This window comes from Streptomyces rubiginosohelvolus, assembly GCF_014649875.1.
Classification (GTDB): domain Bacteria; phylum Actinomycetota; class Actinomycetes; order Streptomycetales; family Streptomycetaceae; genus Streptomyces; species Streptomyces rubiginosohelvolus.
Window position 1 is genome coordinate 73,848 of sequence record NZ_BMTW01000013.1, and the last position, 20,935, is coordinate 94,782.

A 20,935-nucleotide genomic window follows, 5' to 3' on the forward strand; every position below is an offset into this window, starting at 1 on the left:
CGCGGTGGTGACTTTCGCGCAGGCACAGGATCGGGCGGACGAGTGGGTCAACGGTGACGTGCCCGCGTATCAGCACCGTGAGGTGCGCGTCCGTGAGTTCGACCTCGGTTTCGTGGTGTGGGCCGAGGACCGGCCGGAGGGTCCCGTCTCGGACGGGGGCCGTCAGCGGCTGGTGATCGCCCGGGACAGCGGTGAGGCGACGCTGTGGCCGGGGCTGCCGGTCGGTGAGGTGATCCGGCGGTACGAGGAGGAGTACGGGACTCCGGCGGGTGCGCCGGCCGCTGCTCCGGAGCCGCCGCAGCGGGTGGATCTGAACCAGACGTCGTTCCTGCTGACGCCGCCGGAGTGGCTCCAGGAGGCGGCGGACAAGCTGGGGATTCCGGATCACCGCGCGGAGCGCCGGGACGCGGACGCGGCTGCGGCTGCGGCTGAGCCGGCCCCGTCGTCGCCGGCGTCCGCGGCCCCGTCGCAGCCCACGCCCCCGGTTCCGGCTGCGTCTTCGCCCTCGGTCCCGTCGCAGGCCCCGTCTTCGCCCTCGGCCCCGTCCCCTTCCGTACCGGCGTCGGGTCAGACTCCCGTTCCCGGTCCCGTCGCCGCGGACGCGACGCCGCCCTCCGCCCCCTCCTGGCCCGCCGCCGACGGTGGCGAGGCCTACGAGCCCACGGCTTCCGACGGTGTGCCCGCCGGGGCGACCCCGTGGGCCGGTACGGACACCAACTCCGATTCCGACGACGCGGCGGTCCCGCTGCCCGCGACGGTTTTCGCACCGCCGCTGTCGGGGACGGACGACGAGGAGGCCCCGCCGCCGGTCGTTCCGGCGGAGGCGCCCACCGCGCTCATGTCGGGTGGCAGCCAGTTGCCGCGTACGCAGGTGGCCCCGGCGCTCCGGCCGGAGCAGGGCGCTTCGGACGGGACCGGTGACATCGCCGACGCGGCCACCAGCAAGGCCGTGGTGCCGCCGCGCGGGGCGCGTGGGGGCGGTCCGTCGACCCCGCCGCCGCCCGGTGCCCCGGGGATTCCCGGCAGGCCTCCCGGTGCGACGCCGCCGCCCTCGGGTCCGGGTGCGCCCGGCGCCCCCGCGGGTGGGTACGTCCCGACGCAGCTCGTCTCGCAGCTCGGCCCGCCCGGCGCCACCCCGCCGGGCCCGCCCGGGCCGCCGCCGGGTTCCACCCCGCCGCCCGCTCCGCCCGGCCCGCCCGCGGCCCCCGGTTCCACGCCGCCTCCGGGCGGCGGGGTGCACCATGCCGCGACGATGCTCGCCGACGGGAGCAGCATCGGCGCGGGCGTCCCCGGCGCGCCCAGGCCGCCGGGCCCGCCCGGTGCTCCGGGTGCTCCGCAGCCCCCCGGGCCTCCCGGTCCGCCGCCGGGTTCCACGCCGCCTCCGGGTGGCGGGGTGCACCACGCCGAGACGATGTTCGCGGGTCCGGGCCAGGTCGGCCCGCCCGGCCCGCCCGGGGCCCCGGGCGGTTCGGTGGGTGGCCCCGGTCCCGTACCGCAGCCGCCGGGTCCGCCCGGTCCTCCCGGTCCGCCGCCCGGCGGGCACACCCCGCCGCCTCCGGCGTACGGCTATCCGCAGCAGCCCACCGGTCAGCCGACCGTGGGCCCCGGCTACCAGGCCGTGCTGCGGTTCCGGGCTCCGGACGGCAGCGAGCAGCAGCTGATCCGCCGCTCGGCGCCGGGTACTCCGCACCCCGAGTGGCAGATGCTGCACGAGCTCCGGGCGATGAACGTGCCGCCGCAGCAGGTCATCGAGCTCCACACGGAGCTGGAGTCCTGCGAGCTGCCGGGCGGGTACTGCGCGCGGATGATCCGGGAGACCTGGCCGCAGGTGCGGATCACCAGCGTCGCTCCGTACGGCACGGATCACGCCAGCCGCCAGCAGGGCATGCAGCATCTGCTGACGCACCAGGGCGAGCTGCACCAGGTGGCGGACGGCCCGGCGCGGCCCGCGCCGGTGCGGGCGCCGCTGCCGCAGATGCCGCCCGCGCCCGCGCTGCCGCCGGAGGCGATCGCCGAGGAGCTGGCGCAGGCGTTCGGTCCGCAGGGCATTCTCCGGTTCGACCAGCGGGCGGTGTCCCGTCAGGGCGTGCCGGAGGTCGTCGCGCGCACCCTGGTGTGGGCGGGGCTGCCCGCCGATTTCGGGCCGTTCTTCTGGGCGCAGCCGGGGCAGCCGGTGGTGCCGACGCTGGCCGAGCTGGCCGCGCAGCGCCAGGTGCAGCCGGCGCCGGACGCGGGGTCGTACCTGGTGATGGGTACGGACTTCGGCCGGGCGATCTGTGTGCAGTACGGGACGGCGAACATCGTGGCCGTGCCGGTGGAGGCGGGCCCCGGCGGGCAGCCGGTACCGCCGCAGTTCGTGAACACGGGGCTGCCCGAGTTCGTGCGGTCGATGGCACTGCTGGGCCGGATGTGGCGGCTGCGGTACGGGCTGAACCCGGAGCAGGCGGGCCGTTGGACCGTCGACTTCCAGGCACAGCTGGTGGCGCTGGACCCGGCGGCGCTGGCGTCGCCGGAGAGCTGGTGGTCGGTGCTGCTGGAGCAGATGTGGGACGGCTTGATCTGATCTGACCCGGTCTGCCGGCCCGGTCCGGCGGTCAGGCTTCATGGTCCGGCCGAGGCGCCCGAACCCTTCGCGGGTTCGGGCGCTTCGCTGTGTGCCGGTTCGGCCGGATCTGTGATGCCGGTCGCTTCCGGCCGGAATGACGCTGATCGATTCCGACTTCCGGCACCAATTGCCGCATCCTTGGCGTATCGCGGTAGGTCGGAGAGAGGGCTTCAGGGATGAGTGCTGGACCGGTGTCCGCGTTCGACGTCGTCGGTGTCCGGGGGAAGGGATACCGCCCGGAGCAGGTGGACCGTGCGATGGCCGCCCTGACGGCCGAGCGGGACGGGGCGCTCGCCGAGATCGTGCGGCTGACCGGCCGGGCCGAGGAGCTGCACGCCGAGGCGGCCCGGCTGGCGGAGACCGTCGCGACGCTGCCCGTGCAGGACTACGCCGAGCTGGGGGAGCGGGCGCAGCGGATCCTGGCCCTGGCCGGGGACGAGGCCCAGGCGCTGGAGGCCGGGGCCGTGGCGGCGGGCCAGGCGCTGCGGGACGAGGCGGAGGCGGCGGGCCGGGCCGCCGGGGACGCGGCGCGCGAGGCGGCCGATGCGGTGCGCGCGGCGGCGGACCGGGCGGCGGAGGAGCGGGTGGCCGCCGCGGTCCGGGAGGCGGAAGGGCTGCTGGCGGCGGCCCGGCAGGACGCCGAGGAGGTGCGGGAGGCCGCCGCGTCGGCGATGGCGGCGACCCGTGACCGTACGGCGAGCGTGCTGGCCCACCAGGAGCAGGAGCACGCGGAGCGCCTCAAGGCGGCCGAGGCCGAAATGGCCGCCGAGGAAGCCGCGTTGGAGGCCCGGCACACGGAGCTGACCGAGCGGGCCGAGGCGCTGCTCACGGAGGCGGGCCGGCACCTCGCCGCCACGCAGGAGGCCGCCCGGCACGGCCAGGAGGACGCGGAGGCGCGGGCGGCGGAGCTGCTGGCCGAGGCCCGGTTCCGGGAGGAGCGGGTGGTCCGGGAGACGGAGCGGATCCTGCGGGAGCACGAGGAGGGCCGCGAGGAGGTCCAGGCGCACATGGCGCACGTCCGCAGCTCGCTGGCGGCGTTGACGGGGCGGGTGACGTCGAACGACGACGGGAACGAGGGCGGGGACGAGAACGAGAGCGAGGGGGCCTGAGCGCCCGAGCGCACCGGGCGCCCGAGCGCACCGAGCGCCCCGAGCGCCGCCCCGTGTGACCGAGCGCGTGGGCGCGGCGAAGCGGTCCGGTCTTTCGTCGTCCCATTGGCCCGGGATACCGATCCGTTCGCGGCCTACGGTGGTGATCGTTCCTCCCGGAGAAACGTCCAGGAGGGCACGACAGCCCACTTGTTGAGGAGTTCCGCATGCTGCGACGTCGTATCGGAGGGCCCGCCGGTCCCCTGGCCAGCGCTCTGGCCCTGGGCACGCTGCCGTTCGGCACCACGGTGGACGAGAAGACGTCCTTCGCCATCCTGGACCGGTTCGTCGAGGCGGGCGGCAACCTCCTCGACACCGCCAACGCCTACGCGTTCTGGGTTCCGGGCGGCACCGGGGACGAGAGCGAGGCGACCATCGGCCGCTGGCTCGCCGCCCGGGGCGTGCGCGACGAGGTGCTGATCTCCACCAAGGCGGGGGCGCGGCCCACCGTGCCCGGCACCGGCCTGGAGACGGCCGAGGGGCTGTCGGGGGCGGTCGTCACCAAGGCCGCCGAGGACAGCCTGCGCCGCCTGGGCACGGACCGCCTCGATGTGTACTGGGCCCATCTTGAAGACCGGACCGTCCCGTTGGAGGAGACGGTCGAGGCCCTCGACTCCCTGGTCAAGGACGGCAAGGCGACCGTCCTCGGCTGCTCGAACCACGCCACCTGGCGAACGGAGCGGGCGCGCGCCGTGGCCCGTGCGGGCGGGATGACGCCCTACACCTGCGTCCAGCAGCGCTACTCCTACCTCCAGCCGCGCTTCGACCTGAGCCTGCCGGAGAGCGCGCACGTGCACGTCACGCCGGAGCTGCTCGACTATCTGCGGGCCGAGTCCGACCTGACGCTGATGGCCTACTCGGCGCTGATCTCGGGCGCGTACACCCGGGCGGACAAGCCGCTGCCGGAGGCGTACGACCACCCGGGCAGCGCGCGGCGGCTCGCGGTGCTCGGCGAGGTGGCCGGTGAACTGGGGGCGACGCCGAACCAGGTGGTGCTGGCCTGGCTGATGGCCGGTGACCCGCCGGTCATCCCGATCGTGGGCGTCAGCTCGGTCGAGCAGCTGGACGAGGTGCTGGGGGCGGCTGAGCTGCGGCTGCCGGAGGAGCTCAAGGCCCGCCTGGACTCGGCGGACTCCGGTCAGGCCGACTGACCGCCGTACGTGGCCGACCGGCCGTCCCGTACGCGTTCCACGGCCTGGGCCAGGCGCCGGACGGCTTCCGGCACCGCCCGGTCGGTGAGGTTCCCGTAACCGACGACGAGGGTCGAGACCGAGGGGTCCGCCCCGGGGTCCTCCGGCGCCATCCGGTAGTCGTCCAGGCTCGCCAGGCGTACGTCGTGGCCGGCCGCTTCCTTCACCACGTCGCCCGCCGGGCAGTCGCGCAGGGGGAGCAGCAGATGGAATCCGGCGGCCGCCCCGCCGACGGCCGCTTCGGGCAGGTGCGAGGCGAGTTCGCGCAGGAGGTGGTCGCGGCGGCGTTTGTAGCGCAGCCGGGAGGCGCGCAGGTGGCGGTCGTAGGAGCCGGACGTGAGGAAGCGGGAGAAGGCGTCCTGGTCGATGACGGGGGGCGGGGCGCCTCCGCTGTCCCGGGCGACGAGGGCCGCGGTCCAGCGGCCGGGAGCGGCGACCCAGCCCAGCCGTACGGCGGGGGAGAGCGTCTTGCTGAGCGAACCGAGCAGGGCGACATGGTCCGGCGCCATGCCCTGGAGGGCCCCCACCGGGTGGCGGTCGTAGCGGAACTCGGCGTCGTAGTCGTCCTCCATGATCAGGCCGTCCACCTCCCGGGCCCAGTCGGCCAGTTCCGCGCGGCGGGTGGGCGCGAGGACGACGCCGGTGGGGAACTGGTGCGCCGGGGCAACGATCACCGCCCGCACGCCCGTCGCCCGGCGCAACAGGTCGACCCGCAGCCCTTGTTCGTCCACCGCGACCGGCACCGGTGTCAGGCCCGCCGCGGCCACGGTCAGGCGCAGCTGGGTCCAGCCGGGGTCCTCGACCGCGACCCGGGTGTGCCCGGCGGCCCGCAGCGCCCGGCACAGCCGCAGGACACCGTCCAACGTGCCCGCGCAGATGACGAGTTGATCCGGCTCCACGCGGGCTCCGCGCCCGCGCGCGAGGTAGGAGGCGAGCTGTCGGCGCAGCCTCGGCAGTCCCGCCGCATCGGGGTAGCCCAGCTCGTCCCAGGTCAGTTCGGTGGTGGCGGCCCGGACCATGTCGGCCCAGCGCTTACGCGGGAACGCGCGCAGGTCGGGGACGCCCGGCAGCAGGTCGAACCGGGGCGTCCACCGCGATGCGCCCGCGCCGGCGTCCCGGGGCGCGGTGACACCGGCGTGCGCCCGCACCCGGGTGGCCGAGCCGCTGCGGGCCTCGAAGTAGCCCTCGGCGACGAGCTGGGCGTACGCCTCGGTCACCACCCAGCGGGAGCACCGCAGATCCGCCGCGAGGACGCGGCTCGGGGGCAGGGTGCTGCCCACGGCGAGCCGCCCGTCGGCGACGGCGGCCCGCAGCGCGCGGGCCAGCCGTGTGTGCAGAGGGCCGTCGGCGGGATCCGCCAGCTCCAGGAAGGTCCCCCACGCGGGCCCGGTCCGCTCACGGTCATGCGTCACAGCCGGAGATCGTAGCGGCCGGGATGCCGTACCGGCCCGGGGATTTCGCGACCCGTGGCTCTTGCATATATCCGCCGGTACGAGCTGAATAAGTCATGCACCTCGCAGTTCCCCGTTCTGCTTGCAAGGGAGTGGTCATGACCGTCCGAGCACCGGACATTCTGTCGCCAGAGTTCGAGAGAGACCCGTATGCGGCGTATCGCCGCATGCGACAGGACGCGCCACTCCTGTGGCACGAGGCCACGAAGAGTTACATCGTCTCGCGCTACGAGGACGTGGAGCGCGTCTTCAAGGACAAAGCCGGTGAGTTCACCACCGAGAACTACGACTGGCAGATCGAGCCCGTGCACGGGCGGACGATTCTCCAGCTCAGCGGGCGCGAGCACGCCGTACGCCGGGCCCTCGTCGCGCCCGCCTTCCGGGGTGCCGACCTGCGGGACAAGTTCTTACCGGTCATCGAGCGCAATTCGCGCGAATTGATCGACCGGTTCCGCGACTCCGGTTCCGTCGATCTGGTGGCCGACTACGCCACCCGATTTCCCGTGAACGTCATTGCGGACATGCTCGGTCTGGACAAGTCCGACTATGAGCGTTTTCACGGTTGGTATACGGCCGTCATCGCCTTTCTCGGTAATCTCTCCGGCGACCAGGACGTGGCGCGGGCCGGTGAACGTACGCGCGTCGAGTTCGCCGAGTACATGCTGCCGATCATCCGCAAACGGCGGGAGGCGCCGGGCGGCGATCTGCTGTCGACGCTCTGCACCGCGGAGGTCGACGGGGTCCGCATGAGCGACGAGGACGTCAAGGCGTTCTGCAGTCTGCTGCTGGCGGCGGGCGGGGAGACCACAGACAAGGCCATCGCCGGTATCTTCGCCAACCTGCTCACGCACCCGGAGCAGTTGGCGGCGGTCCGCGCCGACCGGAGCCTGATAGCCCGCGCCTTCGCCGAGACGCTGCGCTACACCCCGCCGGTGCACATGATCATGCGCCAGTCGGCGACGGACGTGGAGCTGAGCGGCGGCACCGTACCGGCGGGCTCCACGGTGACCTGCCTGATCGGCTCCGCCAACCGGGACGAGGACCGCTACCGCGACCCCGATGTCTTCGACATCTTCCGCGAGGACCTGACCGCCACGAACGCGTTCTCGGCGGCGGCCGACCATCTCGCCTTCGCGCTCGGCCGGCACTTCTGCGTGGGTGCCCTGCTGGCCAGGTCCGAAGTCGAGACCGGGGTGGGCCAGTTGCTGGACGCCATGCCCGATCTGCGGCTGGCCGACGGCTTCGACCCGGTCGAGAACGGGGTGTTCACCCGGGGGCCGAAGAGCCTGCCGGTGCTTTTCACACCGGTAGCGGGCTGACGGCACGCCGTCGTCCACGGGCGGCCGGGCCGGGGAACGCTTCCCGGCCCGGCCGCTCGCCCCGGCCACCCGGAAGGGTTCCCCGGCCCCGGCTCTCGCTACTGCGCCATCGGACTGAACTGCACCGGCAGCGCCGACAGTCCGCGCATCCAGATCGAGGGCCGCCACGTCAGCTCCGCCGGTTCGACGGCCAGCATCAGGTCCGGCAGCTGTTCCAGCAGCGTCTCCACCGCCGTCCGGGCCATCACGTCGGCCAGCAGCGGTGCGGGGTAGGGGCAGCGGTGCTCGCCGCCGCTGAACGACAGGTGCGCGGAGTTCTCGGCCCCGACGTACGCCTCCGGCCAGATCTCCGGGTCGGTGTTGGCGGCGGCGATGCCCAGGACCAGGCAGTCGCCCGCCCGGATGTGCCGGCCGCCGAGCTGGGTGTCCCGTACGGCCCAGCGGCCGATGAAGTTCTGCGTCGGGGTGTCCAGCCACAGCACCTCGTTGAGCGCCTCGCCGACGCTGAGCCTGCCGCCGGAGACGTTCACCGCGAAGCGTTCGTCGGTCAGCAGCAGCCGCAGCGTGTTGCAGATCCAGTTGGCGGTGGGCTGCTGGGCGGCGGCGATCACCGAGATCAGGTCCTGGACGATCTCCTCGTCGGTGAGCCCCGCGCCGTGCGTCACCATGCGGGAGGTGACGTCGGGGCCGGGTACGGCCCGCTTGTCCTTGACCAGTTGGCGCAGCCGGTCGCCGACCCGCCCGTAGGCCGCCACCGGGTCGTCGCCCTCACCGGCGTCGAGCGAGATCCGCAGGTCGTCCACCAGTTGCTGGGTGTCCGAGCCCGACACCGGCATCCCGCACATCTGGACCACGGCCCGCATCGGCAGGGCGTGGACGTAACTGCTCATCAGCTCCGTCCGGCCGCTTCCGGCGAAGTCCGCGATGAGCCGCTCGGCGATGCGCCGGCAGTCGCGGGCCAGCTCGAACTGGTCGACGCCCTCCAGCGCTTCGGTGATGACCCCGGCCCTGCGGCGGTGCTCGTCGCCCTCCGTGAAGAGCACCGACGGCTGGTAGCCGACGAACGGCAGCAGGGGCCAGTCCGGCGGAATGCTGTCCCACTGGTTCCAGCGGCGCGAGTCCCGTGCGAACAGCTCGTCGTGCGTAGTGACGTAGGAGAGTTCGGCGTACCCGAGGACCAGCCAGGCCGGTACGTCACCGTCGAGCAGGACCGGCGCCACCGCGCCGTGCTCCCGCCGCAGCGAGCGGTAGAGCTCCGTGGGCGTCTGTTGGTAGGAGGCGCCGGACAGGCGTACGGCACCGGGGGCGACCGGGCAGCCGGAGGGGGCGGTGGCGCCCGTAGCGCGGGGGGAGCCGAAGGAAGGATCGAAGGACGGGCTGGAGGTGCTCATGGTGTCGTCTCCCGGGCGATGGCCATCGTGCGCAGATGGTCGACGAGCGTGATCAGGACGTTCTTGCTGGAGGTCCGGACCCGGGCATCGCAGTCGATCATCGGGATGTGCTCGGGCAGGGCCAGGGCCTGACGGATCTCTTCGAGGGGGTGGGCGACGTCGTCGTCGAACCGGTTGACCGCCACCACGAACGGGGTGCCGTGGTGTTCCAGCCGGTCGATCGCGTACCAGGAGTCGTCCATCCGGCGGGTGTCCACGAGGACGACCGCGCCGAGCGTGCCGGAGAACAGCCGGTCCCACAGGAACCAGAAGCGCTCCTGCCCCGGGGCGCCGAACAGGTACAGCACGATGCGCTCGTTGAGGCTGATGCGGCCGAAGTCGAAGGCGACCGTGGTGGTCGTCTTGGCGTCGACGCCGCTCGTCTCGTCGACGCCGACACCGGCCTGGGTCATGATCTCTTCGGTGTTCAGCGGCCGGATCTCGCTCACCGAGCGGACGAGCGTGGTCTTGCCGACGCCGAACCCTCCGACCACGACTATCTTCAGGCCGGTCTCGGCGGCGTCGGCCAGCGGGGTGCGCTGGGCGGGCAGCTCACAGCTTCCGGAGACCATGGAGCACCTCCTTCAGCAGTTCGGAGTCGGGGAGTTCGGAGTGCGAGGCGGCCACGCGGGGGTGGCGGGCGGTGATGCGGCCCATGACGTGGAGGTCGTCGAGCAGGATGCGGACCACGGTGACCGGGAGGGAGAGCTCGGCGGCGATCTCGACGACGGCGGTCGGGTGGCTGCACAGGTCGAGGATCCGCGCGTGCTCGGACTGCATGCCGGGGGTCGGCCGGGACTCGCTGACCACCAGGGTCACCAGGTCGAACGAGTCCGCGGCGCGGCTGCGTCCGCCGGTGACCGTGTAGAGCCGGTCGGGGGCTCCGGTGTCGACGGGGCGCCGGGGCGTCACGAGGGACTCCCCGGCGACGTACGTCCCGGAGAAGCGCTCCCCGGTACGGTGCCGCGCGGTGCGGCGCGCAGGTGCTCGCCGATCTGGTCGACCATCTGCGTCATCTGGTTGCCCACGATGCTGGGGTCGGCCTCCTCCGTGGCGACGACGGCCAGATGCGCGCCCTCACCTGCCTCGACGATGAACAGCAGGCCGCCGTGGAACTCGGTCATCGAGTGCCGGACGCCGCCGGAACCGTCGCCGAACTCGATGGAGGCGCCCTGCGCCAGCGCCTGCATGCCCGAGCAGATGGCCGCCAGCTGGTCGGCCTGGTCGAGGGTGAGGTGCTCGCTCCAGCAGAGCTTGAGCCCGTCGCGGGACAGGGCCAGGGCGTGCCGCGTGCCGGGGGTCTGCTCCAGCAGCCTCTGCAGGAGCCAGGTGAGGCTGTTGTCCGTTGTCTGCATGATGAGTGACGGGACCGTGGCGCCGGGATCCGGCCGACGGCCCGTACCTCCAATCTCGGATGTTCGAGCGAGCGCGTCCGGTGGCCCCGGACACCCTGTGGATGGCGTTCCTGGCTACGGCGCGGAGGACTGTGGCGGCGGTACGGTCCCGGCGTCCGGCTGCTCCGCTGCCGCCGCGTTGTCCTGGGGCCGCCGGCCGCGCTGGAAGGCGCCGAACTGCTGGCCGGCGGTGCGGGGCGGGGTGGCCCGGGGTGTGTCGCCCCGCGGGTTCGCCGCGGAGGTGGGAGCGGGCGCGCCACGGTGCCGGCCGCGCTCGCGCTCCGCCTCGCCCATGGTGCGGCCGGGCGTGCGGACGGGCAGGCCGCCGGGGGTGGAGGCCGCCGCCGGGCGGGCCGCGGGCTGCTGCGGCTCACGCGGGCGGACGACCAGGGGGTCGGGGGCGGCGGGAGCGGGGGCCGGCATCGGCGCGGCGGGGGCGACGGCTTCCGGCAGGGAGGGCGTCGCGGGTACGGGCGCGGGCACCGGCGACAGGGGTTCCGGCGACACGGGTTCCGGCGTGAGCGTGCCCGTGGGGGCGGGAGCGGGTACGGCCGTGGGCGCGGGCGTCGGCGTCGCGGCTGCGGCGGCTTCCCGGAGGCTCGGCACGACCGTATGGCTCTCGCGGGACTCCTGGGCGATCAGATGCCTCGGCAGCAGGACGACGACGCCGGTGCCACCGCGCGAGGACGGCCGGTAGTTGACGCTGATCCGGTGCTTGAGCGCGAGCCGTCCCACCACGGCGAGGCCGAGGCGCGTGCCCTGGAGGGCCGCGAGGTCGGTCAGCCGCCCGGCGACGGAGTCCGCGGCCCGCCGCATCGCCGCGTCGGCCATCTTCAGGCCGCTGTCCTCGATGGTGACGACGATGCCGGTGCCGCGCTCCTCGACGTAGACGTGCACCTCGTCGATGGGCGGCGAGAAGTTGGCGGCGTTGTCCATCAGTTCGGCGAGGAGGTGCATGACGCCTTCGGCGGCGAAGCCGGAGATGGCGACGTTCGACGAGCAGTGCAGCCGGACCCGCTGGTAGGCGGCGATCCGGCCGACCGCGCCGCGAAGGATGCTTTCCATCACGATCGGCCTGTTCCAGGCGCGGCTGGGCCGGCCGCCCATCAGCAGGGCGAGGCGGTCCGTCATCAGGCCGAGCTGCGAGGTGCTGTGGTCCAGCTTCAGCAGATCGCCGAACACCTCTTCGCCGTGACGTTCCTGCATGGTGCGCAGGTCGGCGAGCATGCTGACGGACTTGGCCTGGACGCGGCTGAGCGCCTTGGCGGACGCGGTCTGCGCGGCGAGGGCGCGGCGTTCGCTGAGCGCGAGCTCCCGGAGCACCGCCTCGACGGACGCGCGCAGCAGCGGCTGGTCCGGGAGGTACACCTCGGCCTGCACCGCGGCGCCGGACTCGCCCTCACGGAGCCGGGCGGCCACACTCGGCAAGGTCTCGCGGGTGAAGCGTTCGACCTCGGAGGTCAGGGCGTGCAACTCGTCGCGGAGCCGGGCGTTCTCCCTGCCCAGTTCGTCGTGGATCCGCGTGCTCTCGGTGCGCAGGGCGGCGGTCTGCCGCTCCTGCCCCTCGACCGTGGCCGCGAGGGCGTGCAGCAGCTTGCGCTGACGCGGCCCGCGCGGGAGCGGTACGCGGCCGAGGGCCTCGTCGGCCGGTACTCCGCCGCGTACCAGCTGGAGCAGCGCGGGCAGGGCCACGTCGGCGGTGTGGGCGGTGTCCGCTTCGAGCGCGGTCAGTGAGGTCTTGAGCCGTTCGGCCTCGGCGTTGCGGGCCGAGGCGGCGCGCTCGGTACGCCGGGCGATGGCGTGCGCGGCGGCGAGCGTGACGGCCAGGACAACCCAGGCGGTGACCACCACCGCCACCGCCCAGCCGCGCGCCCCGGACGGGGCCAGGAGGACGGCCACGGCTCCGGCGACGGCGAGTACGGACAGCACGGCCACAAGCGGCGCCGTCGCCGCCCCGGGCGCTTTCATCGGCCTCCGCCGCTGACTGGCTGGTACGGGTTCTGGCATGGATGCGGTCCCTCAGTTCTACCGACAGTTCTACCGAGCAGAAGGTGTGCGGCCGCTCCGAGAAGGTGCAGTTCACCTGGCGAATCGGAGAAAAGCGGAAGCAGCCTTTCCTGTCAGGGGTTGACCTCATCGTAGACATGCTTGTGCGGAGGTTGATCCGGTGAGCGGCATAGTCCGTAGGCAGAGTGATTTTGTCGGGAAGTGGCCAGCGGGCTGCGGCTGTTGTGGTAATTGCGAGGCGGTGCGCCGCGTTGACCGGCGTCGGGCCGGAATGAGCCCCGGGGGAATGGTCGGGGCATATGCGCCATGCCTGCCGACCGGCTTCGGGGCGGGCCGCGAAGTGCTGACTCCCCGGGTGCCGGGGAATTCTTTTCGGCCAATCTGGAAAGCCTCGCCGGATCATATCGGGCGAGGCTGCGGGGCCGGTAAATCCGGTATGGCACCGGTAAATGCTCAGTGACACCAGTAAACGGTGGGACGCCGTTGCGCGCGGGATGACGCCGCGCGCAACGCGTCAGTCGGTGACGACCCCGGCGATGAACGCACTCCAGGCGGCGGCGGGGACGACGAGTGCGGGGCCGGTGGGGTTCTTGCTGTCACGCACCGGGACGACGCCGGGGAATCCGTCCGCCACCTGCACGCAGTTGCCGCCCTCCTGGTTGCTGTAGCTGCTGCTGCGCCAGTCGGCGGCGGTCGGATCGGGACGGGGCACTCGCTGCACGGTAATCGGCCTCCAGTACGGATCGGATCAAGGCGAGTGACATCAGCGGCGGCAGCGCCATCGCCCTGAGCTGATCGTAAGTGAGAACGAACCGTTCGACCTCGTCCGGTTCCTCGGTCAACTGGCCGTAATGCGCGCCCTCCGTGTAGGCGACGTCGGTGCCGTCCGGCATCACCAGCACCGTGAGGGAACCGCCCAACGAACCGTGCGCGCCCTGGTTGAACGGCAGCACCTGGATCGTGACGTTGGGCTCCTCGGCCATCCTCAGCAGTCTCTCCAACTGGCCGCGCATCACGGCGGATCCGCCGACCGGCCGACGCAGCACGGCCTCGTCGAGGATGATCCACAGCTCCGGCCGGTCCGGGCCGGTCAGCCGCACCTGCCGGTCGAGCCGGGCCGCGAGACGTTCCTCCAGATGCTCGGCGTCCCGCAGCGTGTGGCCCACGCTCAGCAACGCCCGCGCGTACTCCGGTGTCTGCAACAGACCGGGCACGGCGTGCGAGGCGTACTCGCGGATCACCGCCGCGCGGGCGGAGTACGCGATGAACGCCCGCGACCAGTCCGGGAACGCCTCGCGGTAGACGTACGGCCAGAGGTCGATCAGTAAGTCGTCCGCCACCAGCTCCTTGTCCAGGACCCGGGTCAGCTCCAGCGTGGGCTTCGCGCCGGTCGCCCGCTCCAGTTGGGCGATCCGGCTGCTGACCACGTGCGCGAGCGAGCCCACTTCGGCCTGGGTGAGTCCGGCAGCGACGCGGAGCTTGCGCAGGCGCGACCCGAAGAGGGCCGCCATGGAGGACTGCGGGTCAATTGCTTTGGCCATGGGGCTGCTTCCGATTCTTACGGCCTGCGGGGTAAGGCGCTGTCACCTTCCGAGGCTAGGGCGCACGGCCGACTCTTGAGTACGGAACGTCACGGAACCCGCACGTGCGGGTGACGTGAGAGGAGTCGAGTGAACGGATGGTCGGCATGACCGGGAAGAGGACGACTGCGGCGAACAGTGCCGACGGGCAGGAGGAGCCCCCACCCCTCCCGCGCCGCTTCGGCCTGACCGCCAACGGCTACGGGAGCCTGTCGCGGCAGTTCCCCTCGACGCCCAGGGGAGCACGGCTCGCCCGCCGCACGGTGGTGCGGCAGCTGGGGTACTGGGGGTTCGGGCCGATGACGGACGCGTCGTGCTCGGTGGCCCTGGTGGTGGCGGAACTGGCCGCCAACGCGGTGTGCCACGGGCGGTTGCGGGGGCGGAACTTCCACGTGCGGGTGGATTACGAAGGCCCGGCGAGCCGCTTCCGTATCGAGGTCTCGGACGCCGTGCTCGGCCGGACGCCCGAGCACGCGACGCTGCCCCCGGAGGACCAGGAGTCGGGGCGTGGCGTGGAGTGCCTGGCGACGAAGTGGGGGTGGGAGCCCCGGAACCCGATCGGGAAGATCGTGTGGGCGGAGGTGGCGGCCGGCCCGCCTGCCGGCGGGGCGTGAGGGTGCCCGCCCTACGCGCTCTGCATGATCTGGATCAGGTTGCCGCAGGTGTCGTCCAGGACGGCGGTGGTGACGGGGCCCATCTCGGTCGGCTCCTGGGTGAAGCGGACGCCGAGCTTGCTGAGCCGGTCGAACTCCGTCCGTACGTCGTCCACGGCGAAGGCGGTGGCCGGGATGCCGTCCTCGACCAGGGCCGTCGTGTACGGCTTCACGGCGGGGTGCTTGTCCGGCTCCAGGAGGAGTTCGGTGCCGTCGGGGTCCTCCGGCGAGACCACGGTCAGCCAGCGGTCCTCGCCGCCGAGCGGGACGTCGTGCTTCTTCGTGAAGCCGAGGACGTCCGTGTAGAAGCGCAGGGCCTTCTCCTGGTCGTCGACGAAGACGCTGGTCAGGTTGATTCTCATGGGGTCCTACCTTCTTGATCGGGCTGAGCGAGCCATCGCGTGACGATGTGCTCAAGGGGTTCGGTGTGCAGGTCGTGGAACTTGTAGCGGCCCTCGCGGCGGGTGCTGACCAGGCCCGCCGCCTCCAGGACGGCCAGATGCTGGCTGACCGCCTGCCGGGACAGCCCGAGGCCGTGCTTGGTCACCAGCCGTCCGCATATCTCGAAGAGCGTCTGGCCGTTCCGGTCGGTCAGCTCGTCGAGGATGAGCCGGCGGGTGGGGTCGGCCAGGGCCTTGAAGACATCGTCCGTCATGACTCCACGATAGGCAAGTATCGACTTGCCTATCAAGTGGAGTGCTCGCCGCCGCTACGGCAAGGCCTACGAAGCGGCGTCCTGCCGGCCCGGCGCCCCGGCGGTCCCGGCCGCCTCCGTCGGCTCCGTGATGACCGGGAAGCGGCGCGGGGCCAGCGTGATCAGGGCGAGCAGGGCCAGGGCCGCGGCTCCGGCCGCCCCGATGTAGACGTAGTCCACCGCCGCGTCGACCGCCCGGCGCACGTGGTCCGTCGCCGCCGCGGAGAACGCGCCCGGGTCCTCCAGCGCGCGGGTCACCGCGTCCAGGTCGCCGGGGAGGCCGTCCACCGGGGCGTCCAGGAGGCGGGCGGCCAGGACGCCGTTGGCGACGGCCCCGAAGAGCGCCGCGCCGATGCTCTGGCCCACCTGGCGGCAGAAGAGGACCGACGCCGTCGTCGTGCCGCGCTCCGCCCAGCCGACCGTCGACTGCACGCCCACGATCAAAGGGAGTTGGAACAGGCCGAGGGCCGCGCCGAGCAGCAGCATGAGGAGGGCCGGATGCCAGGGCTCACCGGGGTAGGGGAGGAGCGGGAAGGCCAGCAGGATCAGCAGCGCCGCGCTCATGCCGATCATCGCGGTCCGCCGGAAGCCGATGCGGTTGTAGACCCGGTCGGACAGCGCCGCCGACACCGGCCAGCTCAGCGTCATCACCGAGAGCACGAACCCGGCGGCGATCGGGCCGAGGCCCAGCACCGACTGGGCGTACGTGGGCAGGAAGACGGTCGGCGCGACCATCAGCAGCCCCATCGCGCCGAGCGCCAGGTTGACCGATGCGATGGTGCGCCGCCGCCACACCCAGCCCGGGATGATCGGCTCCGCCGCCCGCCGTTCGATGACCACGGTCAGCGCGGCCAGCACCGCGCTCGCCCCGAGCAGGCCGAGCGAGGGCGCCGAGAGCCAGGGCCAGGCCACCCCGCCCTGCACGAGCGCCGTGAGCAGCAGACTGCCGGTCGCGAAGACGGCGAGCGCGCCCGCCCAGTCGACCTTGGGCCGGGTGGCCGGACGCGGGCGGGAGGGCTCGTGCAGATGGCGGACGACCAGCCAGAGGGCGACGGCCCCGACCGGGAGGTTGATCAGGAAGATCCACCGCCAGTCGGCGTACCCGGCGAGCAGCCCGCCGACCACCGGACCGGCGACCGCCGAGGTGGCCCACACGGTGGACAACTTCGCCTGGATGCGCGGGCGTTCCTTGAGCGGGTAGAGGTCGGCCGCGATGGTCTGCACCGTGCCCTGGAGCGCGCCGCCGCCCAGCCCCTGGACGATGCGGAACGCGATGAGCGCGGCCATGTTCCACGCGGCCGCGCAGAGGACCGAGCCGACCAGGAACAGGATGATCCCGGCGACCAGGACCGGCTTGCGGCCGAAGGTGTCGGAGAGCTTCCCGTACAGGGGGAGCGTGACGGTGACGGCCAGCAGATAGCCGGAGAAGAGCCAGGAGAAGACGGTGAGCCCGCCGAGGTCGCCGACGATCTGGGGGACGGCGGTGGAGACGATGGTGCCGTCGATGGCGGCCAGCGCCATACCGAGCATGAGCGCCGCGACGACGGGGCGGCGGCCCCGGGGGGTGGTGACGGCGGTCGGCGGCGCCGCCGCAGCCTTGCCGCCGCCCGTGTCCGCGTCGCTCCTGCCGTCTGTGCCGCTCACCGGGTTCCTTCCCTATGCACGTATCTCCGGTGGCACTGTCTCATCCAGGGACGCCGAGGGGGAGCCCCTGACCCCGTCTCCGCCCGAGGGACGAGTTCCCCTAGGGGGCGCCCCCTCATAGTGGCCAGGGCCCGTTCCTCCCGGCGGAGGACGTGGCGGCGGGGGGCCTCTCCTTAACCTCTTCTTACGTCGCCGCTACGGCTCACCGCAGGGGGGTGGGTGGGGAAAACCCCACCTGAAGACTGCGCTGAGCACCATCGCGCGGGGGACGGTCCGGAACGCAGACTCGGAACGTACCCAGCGACGTCCAGTCATCGACCGACATAGGAGAAAAACCGTGACAACGGCTGTGACCATTCCCAGGCACGGGGGCACTGGAGGGCGTACGGCCGTCGCGGCACGGGCGCGACAGGTAGTGAAGGCCTACGGCACCGGCGAGACCCGGGTCGTCGCGCTCGACCATGTCGATGTGGACATCGCCCGCGGGCAGTTCACGGCGATCATGGGCCCGTCCGGCTCCGGCAAGTCGACCCTGATGCACTGCCTGGCCGGGCTCGACACGGTGACGTCGGGCGAGATCTTCCTCGACGAGACCGAGATCACCAAGCTCAAGGACAAGAAGCTCACCCAGCTCCGGCGCGACCGGATCGGGTTCATCTTCCAGGCGTTCAACCTGCTCCCGACGCTCAACGCGCTCGAGAACATCACGCTGCCGATGGACATCGCGGGCCGCAAGCCCGACGCCGCCTGGCTCCAGCAGGTCGTGGAGACGGTCGGGCTCGCCGAGCGTCTCAAGCACCGCCCCACCCAGCTTTCCGGCGGTCAGCAGCAGCGCGTCGCCGTCGCCCGGGCGCTCGCCGCCCGGCCGGAGATCATCTTCGGTGACGAGCCCACCGGAAACCTGGACTCCCGCGCCGGGGCCGAAGTCCTCTCCTTCCTCCGCAGGTCGGTCGACGAGCTGGGCCAGACCATCGTCATGGTCACCCACGACCCCGTCGCCGCCTCCTACGCGGACCGGGTGCTGTATCTCGCCGACGGCTCCATCGTCGACGAGATGCAGAACCCGACCGCCGAGCAGGTCCTCGACCGCATGAAGCACTTCGACGCACGCGGGCGGACGTCATGACCGTCTGGAAGACCTCGGTGCGCAACTTCCTCGCGCACAAGGGCCGGATGGCCCTCTCCGCCGTGGCGGTGCTGCTGTCCGTGGCGTTCGTCTGCGGCACGCTCGTCTTCACCGACACGATGAACACCACGTTCGACAAGCTCTTCACCATCTCCTCGCCCGATGTCACCGTCAGCCCGAAGGGCTCGGACGACGAAGGCGAGCAGCCCGACAACGGCAAGCCCGTCTCGCTGCCCGCCTCCGTGGTCCAGCAGGTCGAGAAGGCCGACGGGGTGGAGCGGGCCGAAGGCTCCGCCTTCTCCATGGCGGTCACCGTCGTCAACGGCGACAACAAGAACATGGGCTCCGACACCGGCGCCCCCACCATCGCGAGCAACTGGACCAAGAACGACCTGCGTTCGATGGAGATCACCTCCGGGCACGCACCCCGCGGCCCCACCGAGGTGATGGTCGACGCCGACACCGCGAAGAAGCACAAGCTCACCATCGGCGACGAACTGCGCACCATCGCCGCCACCGGTGACCTCAAGGCGAAGATCAGCGGCATCGCGTCCTTCACCGTCACCAACCCGGGCGCGGCCGTCGTCTACCTCGACACCGCCACCGCACAGAAGCACCTGCTGGGCGCCCCCGACGTCTTCACCCAGATCCTGGTGACGGCCGAGAGCGGCGTCAGCGACACCCAGCTCAAGAAGAACGTGGCCGCCGCCCTCGACGGCACCGCCGCGTACAAGCTCCAGACCCAGCAGGAGGCCGCCGACGCCAACAAGGACGACATGGGCGCCTTCCTGGACGTCATGAAGTACGCGATGCTCGGCTTCGCCGGAATCGCCTTCCTCGTCGGCATCTTCCTCATCGTCAACACCTTCTCGATGCTGGTCGCCCAGCGGACCCGCGAGATCGGCCTGATGCGGGCCATCGGCTCCAGCCGCAAGCAGGTCAACCGGTCCGTGCTCCTGGAGGCCGTCCTCCTCGGCATCGTCGGCTCCCTGCTCGGCGTCGCGGCCGGCGTCGGCCTCGCCGTCGGGCTGATGAAGATGATGAGCGCCGTCGGTATGACGCTCTCCACCGAGGACCTCACCGTCGCCTGGACGACGCCCACGATCGGCCTCGTGCTCGGGATCGTCGTCACCGTCCTCGCCGCGTACATCCCGGCCCGCCGGGCCGGCAAGGTCTCCCCGATGGCCGCCCTGCGCGACGCCGGGACCCCCGCCGACGGCCGCTCCGGCTGGGTCAGGGCCGGTATCGGTCTCTTCCTGACGGCGGCGGGCGGCGCGGCCCTGTGGGCGACGACCCAGGCGGACAAGGCCACCGAGGGCTCCATGTTCCTCGCCCTCGGCGTGCTGCTGACCCTCATCGGCTTCATCGTGATCGGCCCGCTCCTGGCCGGCGTCGTGGTGCGCGCACTGAGCGTCGTCGTCCTGCGGCTCTTCGGCCCGGTCGGCCGGCTGGCCGAGCGCAACGCCCTGCGCAACCCCCGGCGTACGGGAGCGACCGGCGCCGCCCTGATGATCGGGCTCGCCCTGGTGGCCTGCCTGTCCGTCGTCGGGTCCTCCATGGTCGCCTCGGCCACCGAGGAGCTCGACAAGTCGGTCGGCGCGGACTTCATCGTCCAGGACGGCAGCACCGGCCGCCCGATCGTGCCCCAGGCCGCCGACGCCGTGCGCGCCGTCCCCGGCCTGGAGCACATGACCGACTACACCTTCGTCAAGGCGAAGATCACCGCGCCGAACGGCAGGACGGAGGACGAGGGGATCACCGCCGCCGACCCGACGTACCAGCAGGACGTCCGCCGGACGGTCATCTCCGGTGACCTCGCGAAGGCGTACGGCAAGGACGCCATGTCCGTCGGCGACGAGTACGCCGATCGGCACGGGATCAAGGTCGGCGACACGATCACCGTCGCCTTCAAGGCGGGCGAGACCGCGAAGCTCAAGGTCGCGGCCATCACCTCGGACGACACCAACATCGACCGCGGCGCGATGTACACCAACCTCACGACGGCGGCGTCCTACGTCCCGGCCGACCGGATGCCGCAGAACGTGGTCATGTTCGCCAAGGCCGAGGAGGGCAAGGAGAAGGAGGCGTACGCGGCCCTCAAGAGCGCCATCGCCGAGTACCCGGTCTACAAGGTCCAGAACCAGGCCGACTTCAAGGAGCAGCTGAAGGACCAGATCGGACAGCTGCTGAACATCGTGTACGGCCTGCTCGCCCTGGCGATCATCGTCGCAATCCTCGGTGTGGTGAACACCCTCGCCCTGTCCGTCGTCGAACGGACCCGCGAGATCGGCCTGATGCGCGCCATCGGGCTCTCCCGCCGCCAGCTGCGCCGCATGATCCGGCTGGAGTCCGTGGTCATCGCCCTCTTCGGGGCGCTGCTCGGACTCGGACTCGGGATGGGCTGGGGCACCGCGGCCCAGAAGCTGCTGGCGCTGGAGGGCCTTGAGGTCCTGGAGATCCCGTGGCCGACGATCCTCACGGTCTTCGCCTGCTCGGCCCTCGTCGGACTGTTCGCCGCCCTGGTCCCGGCCTTCCGGGCGGGCCGGATGAACGTCCTGAACGCCATCGCGACGGACGGGTGAGCCCGCACCCGCAGGGCGGGGGGTGAGCCCGAGGGCGTCACCGTAGGATGACGGGCAGGCCCCGGGACGTTCCTCCAAACGTCCCGGGGCCGAGCCCGTTCCCCGCTTTCCC

At 72.3% G+C, this 20,935-nt stretch carries 18 protein-coding genes; 7 read left to right on the forward strand and 11 right to left on the reverse strand.

Annotation, left to right across the window (positions count from 1 at the left end):
- Positions 1-4 precede the first annotated feature (4 nt).
- From IE134_RS25360 to IE134_RS25370, 3 genes are all read left to right on the forward strand, one after another.
- Complete coding sequence (locus IE134_RS25360) at positions 5-2,563, forward strand: SUKH-4 family immunity protein (RefSeq protein WP_444545693.1); 2,559 nt, start codon at positions 5-7, stop codon at positions 2,561-2,563.
- 218 nt (positions 2,564-2,781) lie between these two features.
- Positions 2,782-3,714, forward strand: a complete 933-nt coding sequence (locus tag IE134_RS25365; RefSeq protein ID WP_189431846.1) for a coiled-coil domain-containing protein — start codon at positions 2,782-2,784, stop codon at positions 3,712-3,714.
- Positions 3,715-3,920: 206 nt separating this feature from the next.
- Positions 3,921-4,904: an aldo/keto reductase gene (locus IE134_RS25370; RefSeq protein ID WP_030710426.1), complete on the forward strand. Its 984-nt coding sequence runs from the start codon at positions 3,921-3,923 to the stop codon at positions 4,902-4,904.
- Here the strand turns inward: IE134_RS25370 and pdxR are convergent.
- On the reverse strand, positions 4,892-6,355 hold the full coding sequence (gene pdxR / locus IE134_RS25375) for a MocR-like pyridoxine biosynthesis transcription factor PdxR (RefSeq protein WP_189431848.1): 1,464 nt from the start codon (positions 6,353-6,355) through the stop codon (positions 4,892-4,894). The genes IE134_RS25370 and pdxR overlap by 13 nt on opposite strands.
- 206 nt (positions 6,356-6,561) lie before the next feature.
- Between pdxR and IE134_RS25380 the strand changes: the two genes are divergently transcribed.
- Entirely contained in the window at positions 6,562-7,713 is a 1,152-nt protein-coding gene (locus IE134_RS25380; protein WP_229823737.1) for a cytochrome P450, read from the forward strand.
- A 98-nt stretch (positions 7,714-7,811) separates the two neighbouring features.
- Here the strand turns inward: IE134_RS25380 and IE134_RS25385 are convergent, their stop codons facing one another.
- From IE134_RS25385 to IE134_RS25415, 7 genes are all read right to left on the reverse strand, one after another.
- The gene (locus IE134_RS25385) at positions 7,812-9,104 is read right to left on the reverse strand and encodes a cytochrome P450 (protein WP_030710421.1); all 1,293 of its coding nucleotides are present in this window, start codon (positions 9,102-9,104) and stop codon (positions 7,812-7,814) included.
- Entirely contained in the window at positions 9,101-9,715 is a 615-nt protein-coding gene (locus IE134_RS25390) for a GTP-binding protein (RefSeq protein ID WP_030710420.1), read from the reverse strand. The genes IE134_RS25385 and IE134_RS25390 overlap by 4 nt, the downstream gene beginning before the upstream one ends.
- Positions 9,696-10,055 (reverse strand): DUF742 domain-containing protein, encoded by a 360-nt coding sequence (locus IE134_RS25395; RefSeq protein WP_030710416.1) that lies wholly within the window; start codon positions 10,053-10,055, stop codon positions 9,696-9,698. The genes IE134_RS25390 and IE134_RS25395 overlap by 20 nt, the downstream gene beginning before the upstream one ends.
- On the reverse strand, positions 10,052-10,498 hold the full coding sequence (locus IE134_RS25400; RefSeq protein WP_010059774.1) for a roadblock/LC7 domain-containing protein: 447 nt from the start codon (positions 10,496-10,498) through the stop codon (positions 10,052-10,054). Before IE134_RS25400 ends, IE134_RS25395 begins: the two co-directional genes overlap by 4 nt.
- Positions 10,499-10,612: 114 nt before the next feature.
- Positions 10,613-12,505, reverse strand: a complete 1,893-nt coding sequence (locus IE134_RS25405; protein ID WP_189431852.1) for an ATP-binding protein — start codon at positions 12,503-12,505, stop codon at positions 10,613-10,615.
- A 553-nt stretch (positions 12,506-13,058) separates the two neighbouring features.
- Positions 13,059-13,184, reverse strand: coding sequence for a DUF397 domain-containing protein (locus IE134_RS25410; protein ID WP_075265905.1), 126 nt, complete (start codon positions 13,182-13,184; stop codon positions 13,059-13,061).
- On the reverse strand, positions 13,141-14,085 hold the full coding sequence (locus IE134_RS25415) for a helix-turn-helix domain-containing protein (protein WP_189431854.1): 945 nt from the start codon (positions 14,083-14,085) through the stop codon (positions 13,141-13,143). The genes IE134_RS25410 and IE134_RS25415 overlap by 44 nt, the downstream gene beginning before the upstream one ends.
- Positions 14,086-14,222: 137 nt before the next feature.
- On the opposite strand from IE134_RS25415, the gene IE134_RS25420 reads away from it, so the two are divergent.
- Entirely contained in the window at positions 14,223-14,738 is a 516-nt protein-coding gene (locus IE134_RS25420) for an ATP-binding protein (RefSeq protein WP_189431856.1), read from the forward strand.
- Between the two features lie 11 nt (positions 14,739-14,749).
- Here IE134_RS25420 and IE134_RS25425 read toward each other — a convergent pair whose 3' ends face one another.
- The 3 genes from IE134_RS25425 to IE134_RS25435 all read right to left on the reverse strand — a co-directional run bounded on the left by IE134_RS25425 (position 14,750) and on the right by IE134_RS25435 (position 17,115).
- Positions 14,750-15,139, reverse strand: a complete 390-nt coding sequence (locus IE134_RS25425; protein ID WP_030710406.1) for a VOC family protein — start codon at positions 15,137-15,139, stop codon at positions 14,750-14,752.
- Entirely contained in the window at positions 15,136-15,432 is a 297-nt protein-coding gene (locus IE134_RS25430) for an ArsR/SmtB family transcription factor (RefSeq protein ID WP_030710404.1), read from the reverse strand. The genes IE134_RS25425 and IE134_RS25430 overlap by 4 nt, the downstream gene beginning before the upstream one ends.
- Before the next feature lie 66 nt (positions 15,433-15,498).
- Positions 15,499-17,115 (reverse strand): MFS transporter, encoded by a 1,617-nt coding sequence (locus tag IE134_RS25435; RefSeq protein WP_098895521.1) that lies wholly within the window; start codon positions 17,113-17,115, stop codon positions 15,499-15,501.
- A 337-nt stretch (positions 17,116-17,452) separates the two neighbouring features.
- On the opposite strand from IE134_RS25435, the gene IE134_RS25440 reads away from it, so the two are divergent.
- Positions 17,453-18,241, forward strand: a complete 789-nt coding sequence (locus tag IE134_RS25440) for an ABC transporter ATP-binding protein (RefSeq protein ID WP_030710402.1) — start codon at positions 17,453-17,455, stop codon at positions 18,239-18,241.
- The gene (locus tag IE134_RS25445; RefSeq protein ID WP_189431858.1) at positions 18,238-20,823 is read left to right on the forward strand and encodes an ABC transporter permease; all 2,586 of its coding nucleotides are present in this window, start codon (positions 18,238-18,240) and stop codon (positions 20,821-20,823) included. The genes IE134_RS25440 and IE134_RS25445 overlap by 4 nt, the downstream gene beginning before the upstream one ends.
- Positions 20,824-20,935: the final 112 nt, after the last annotated feature.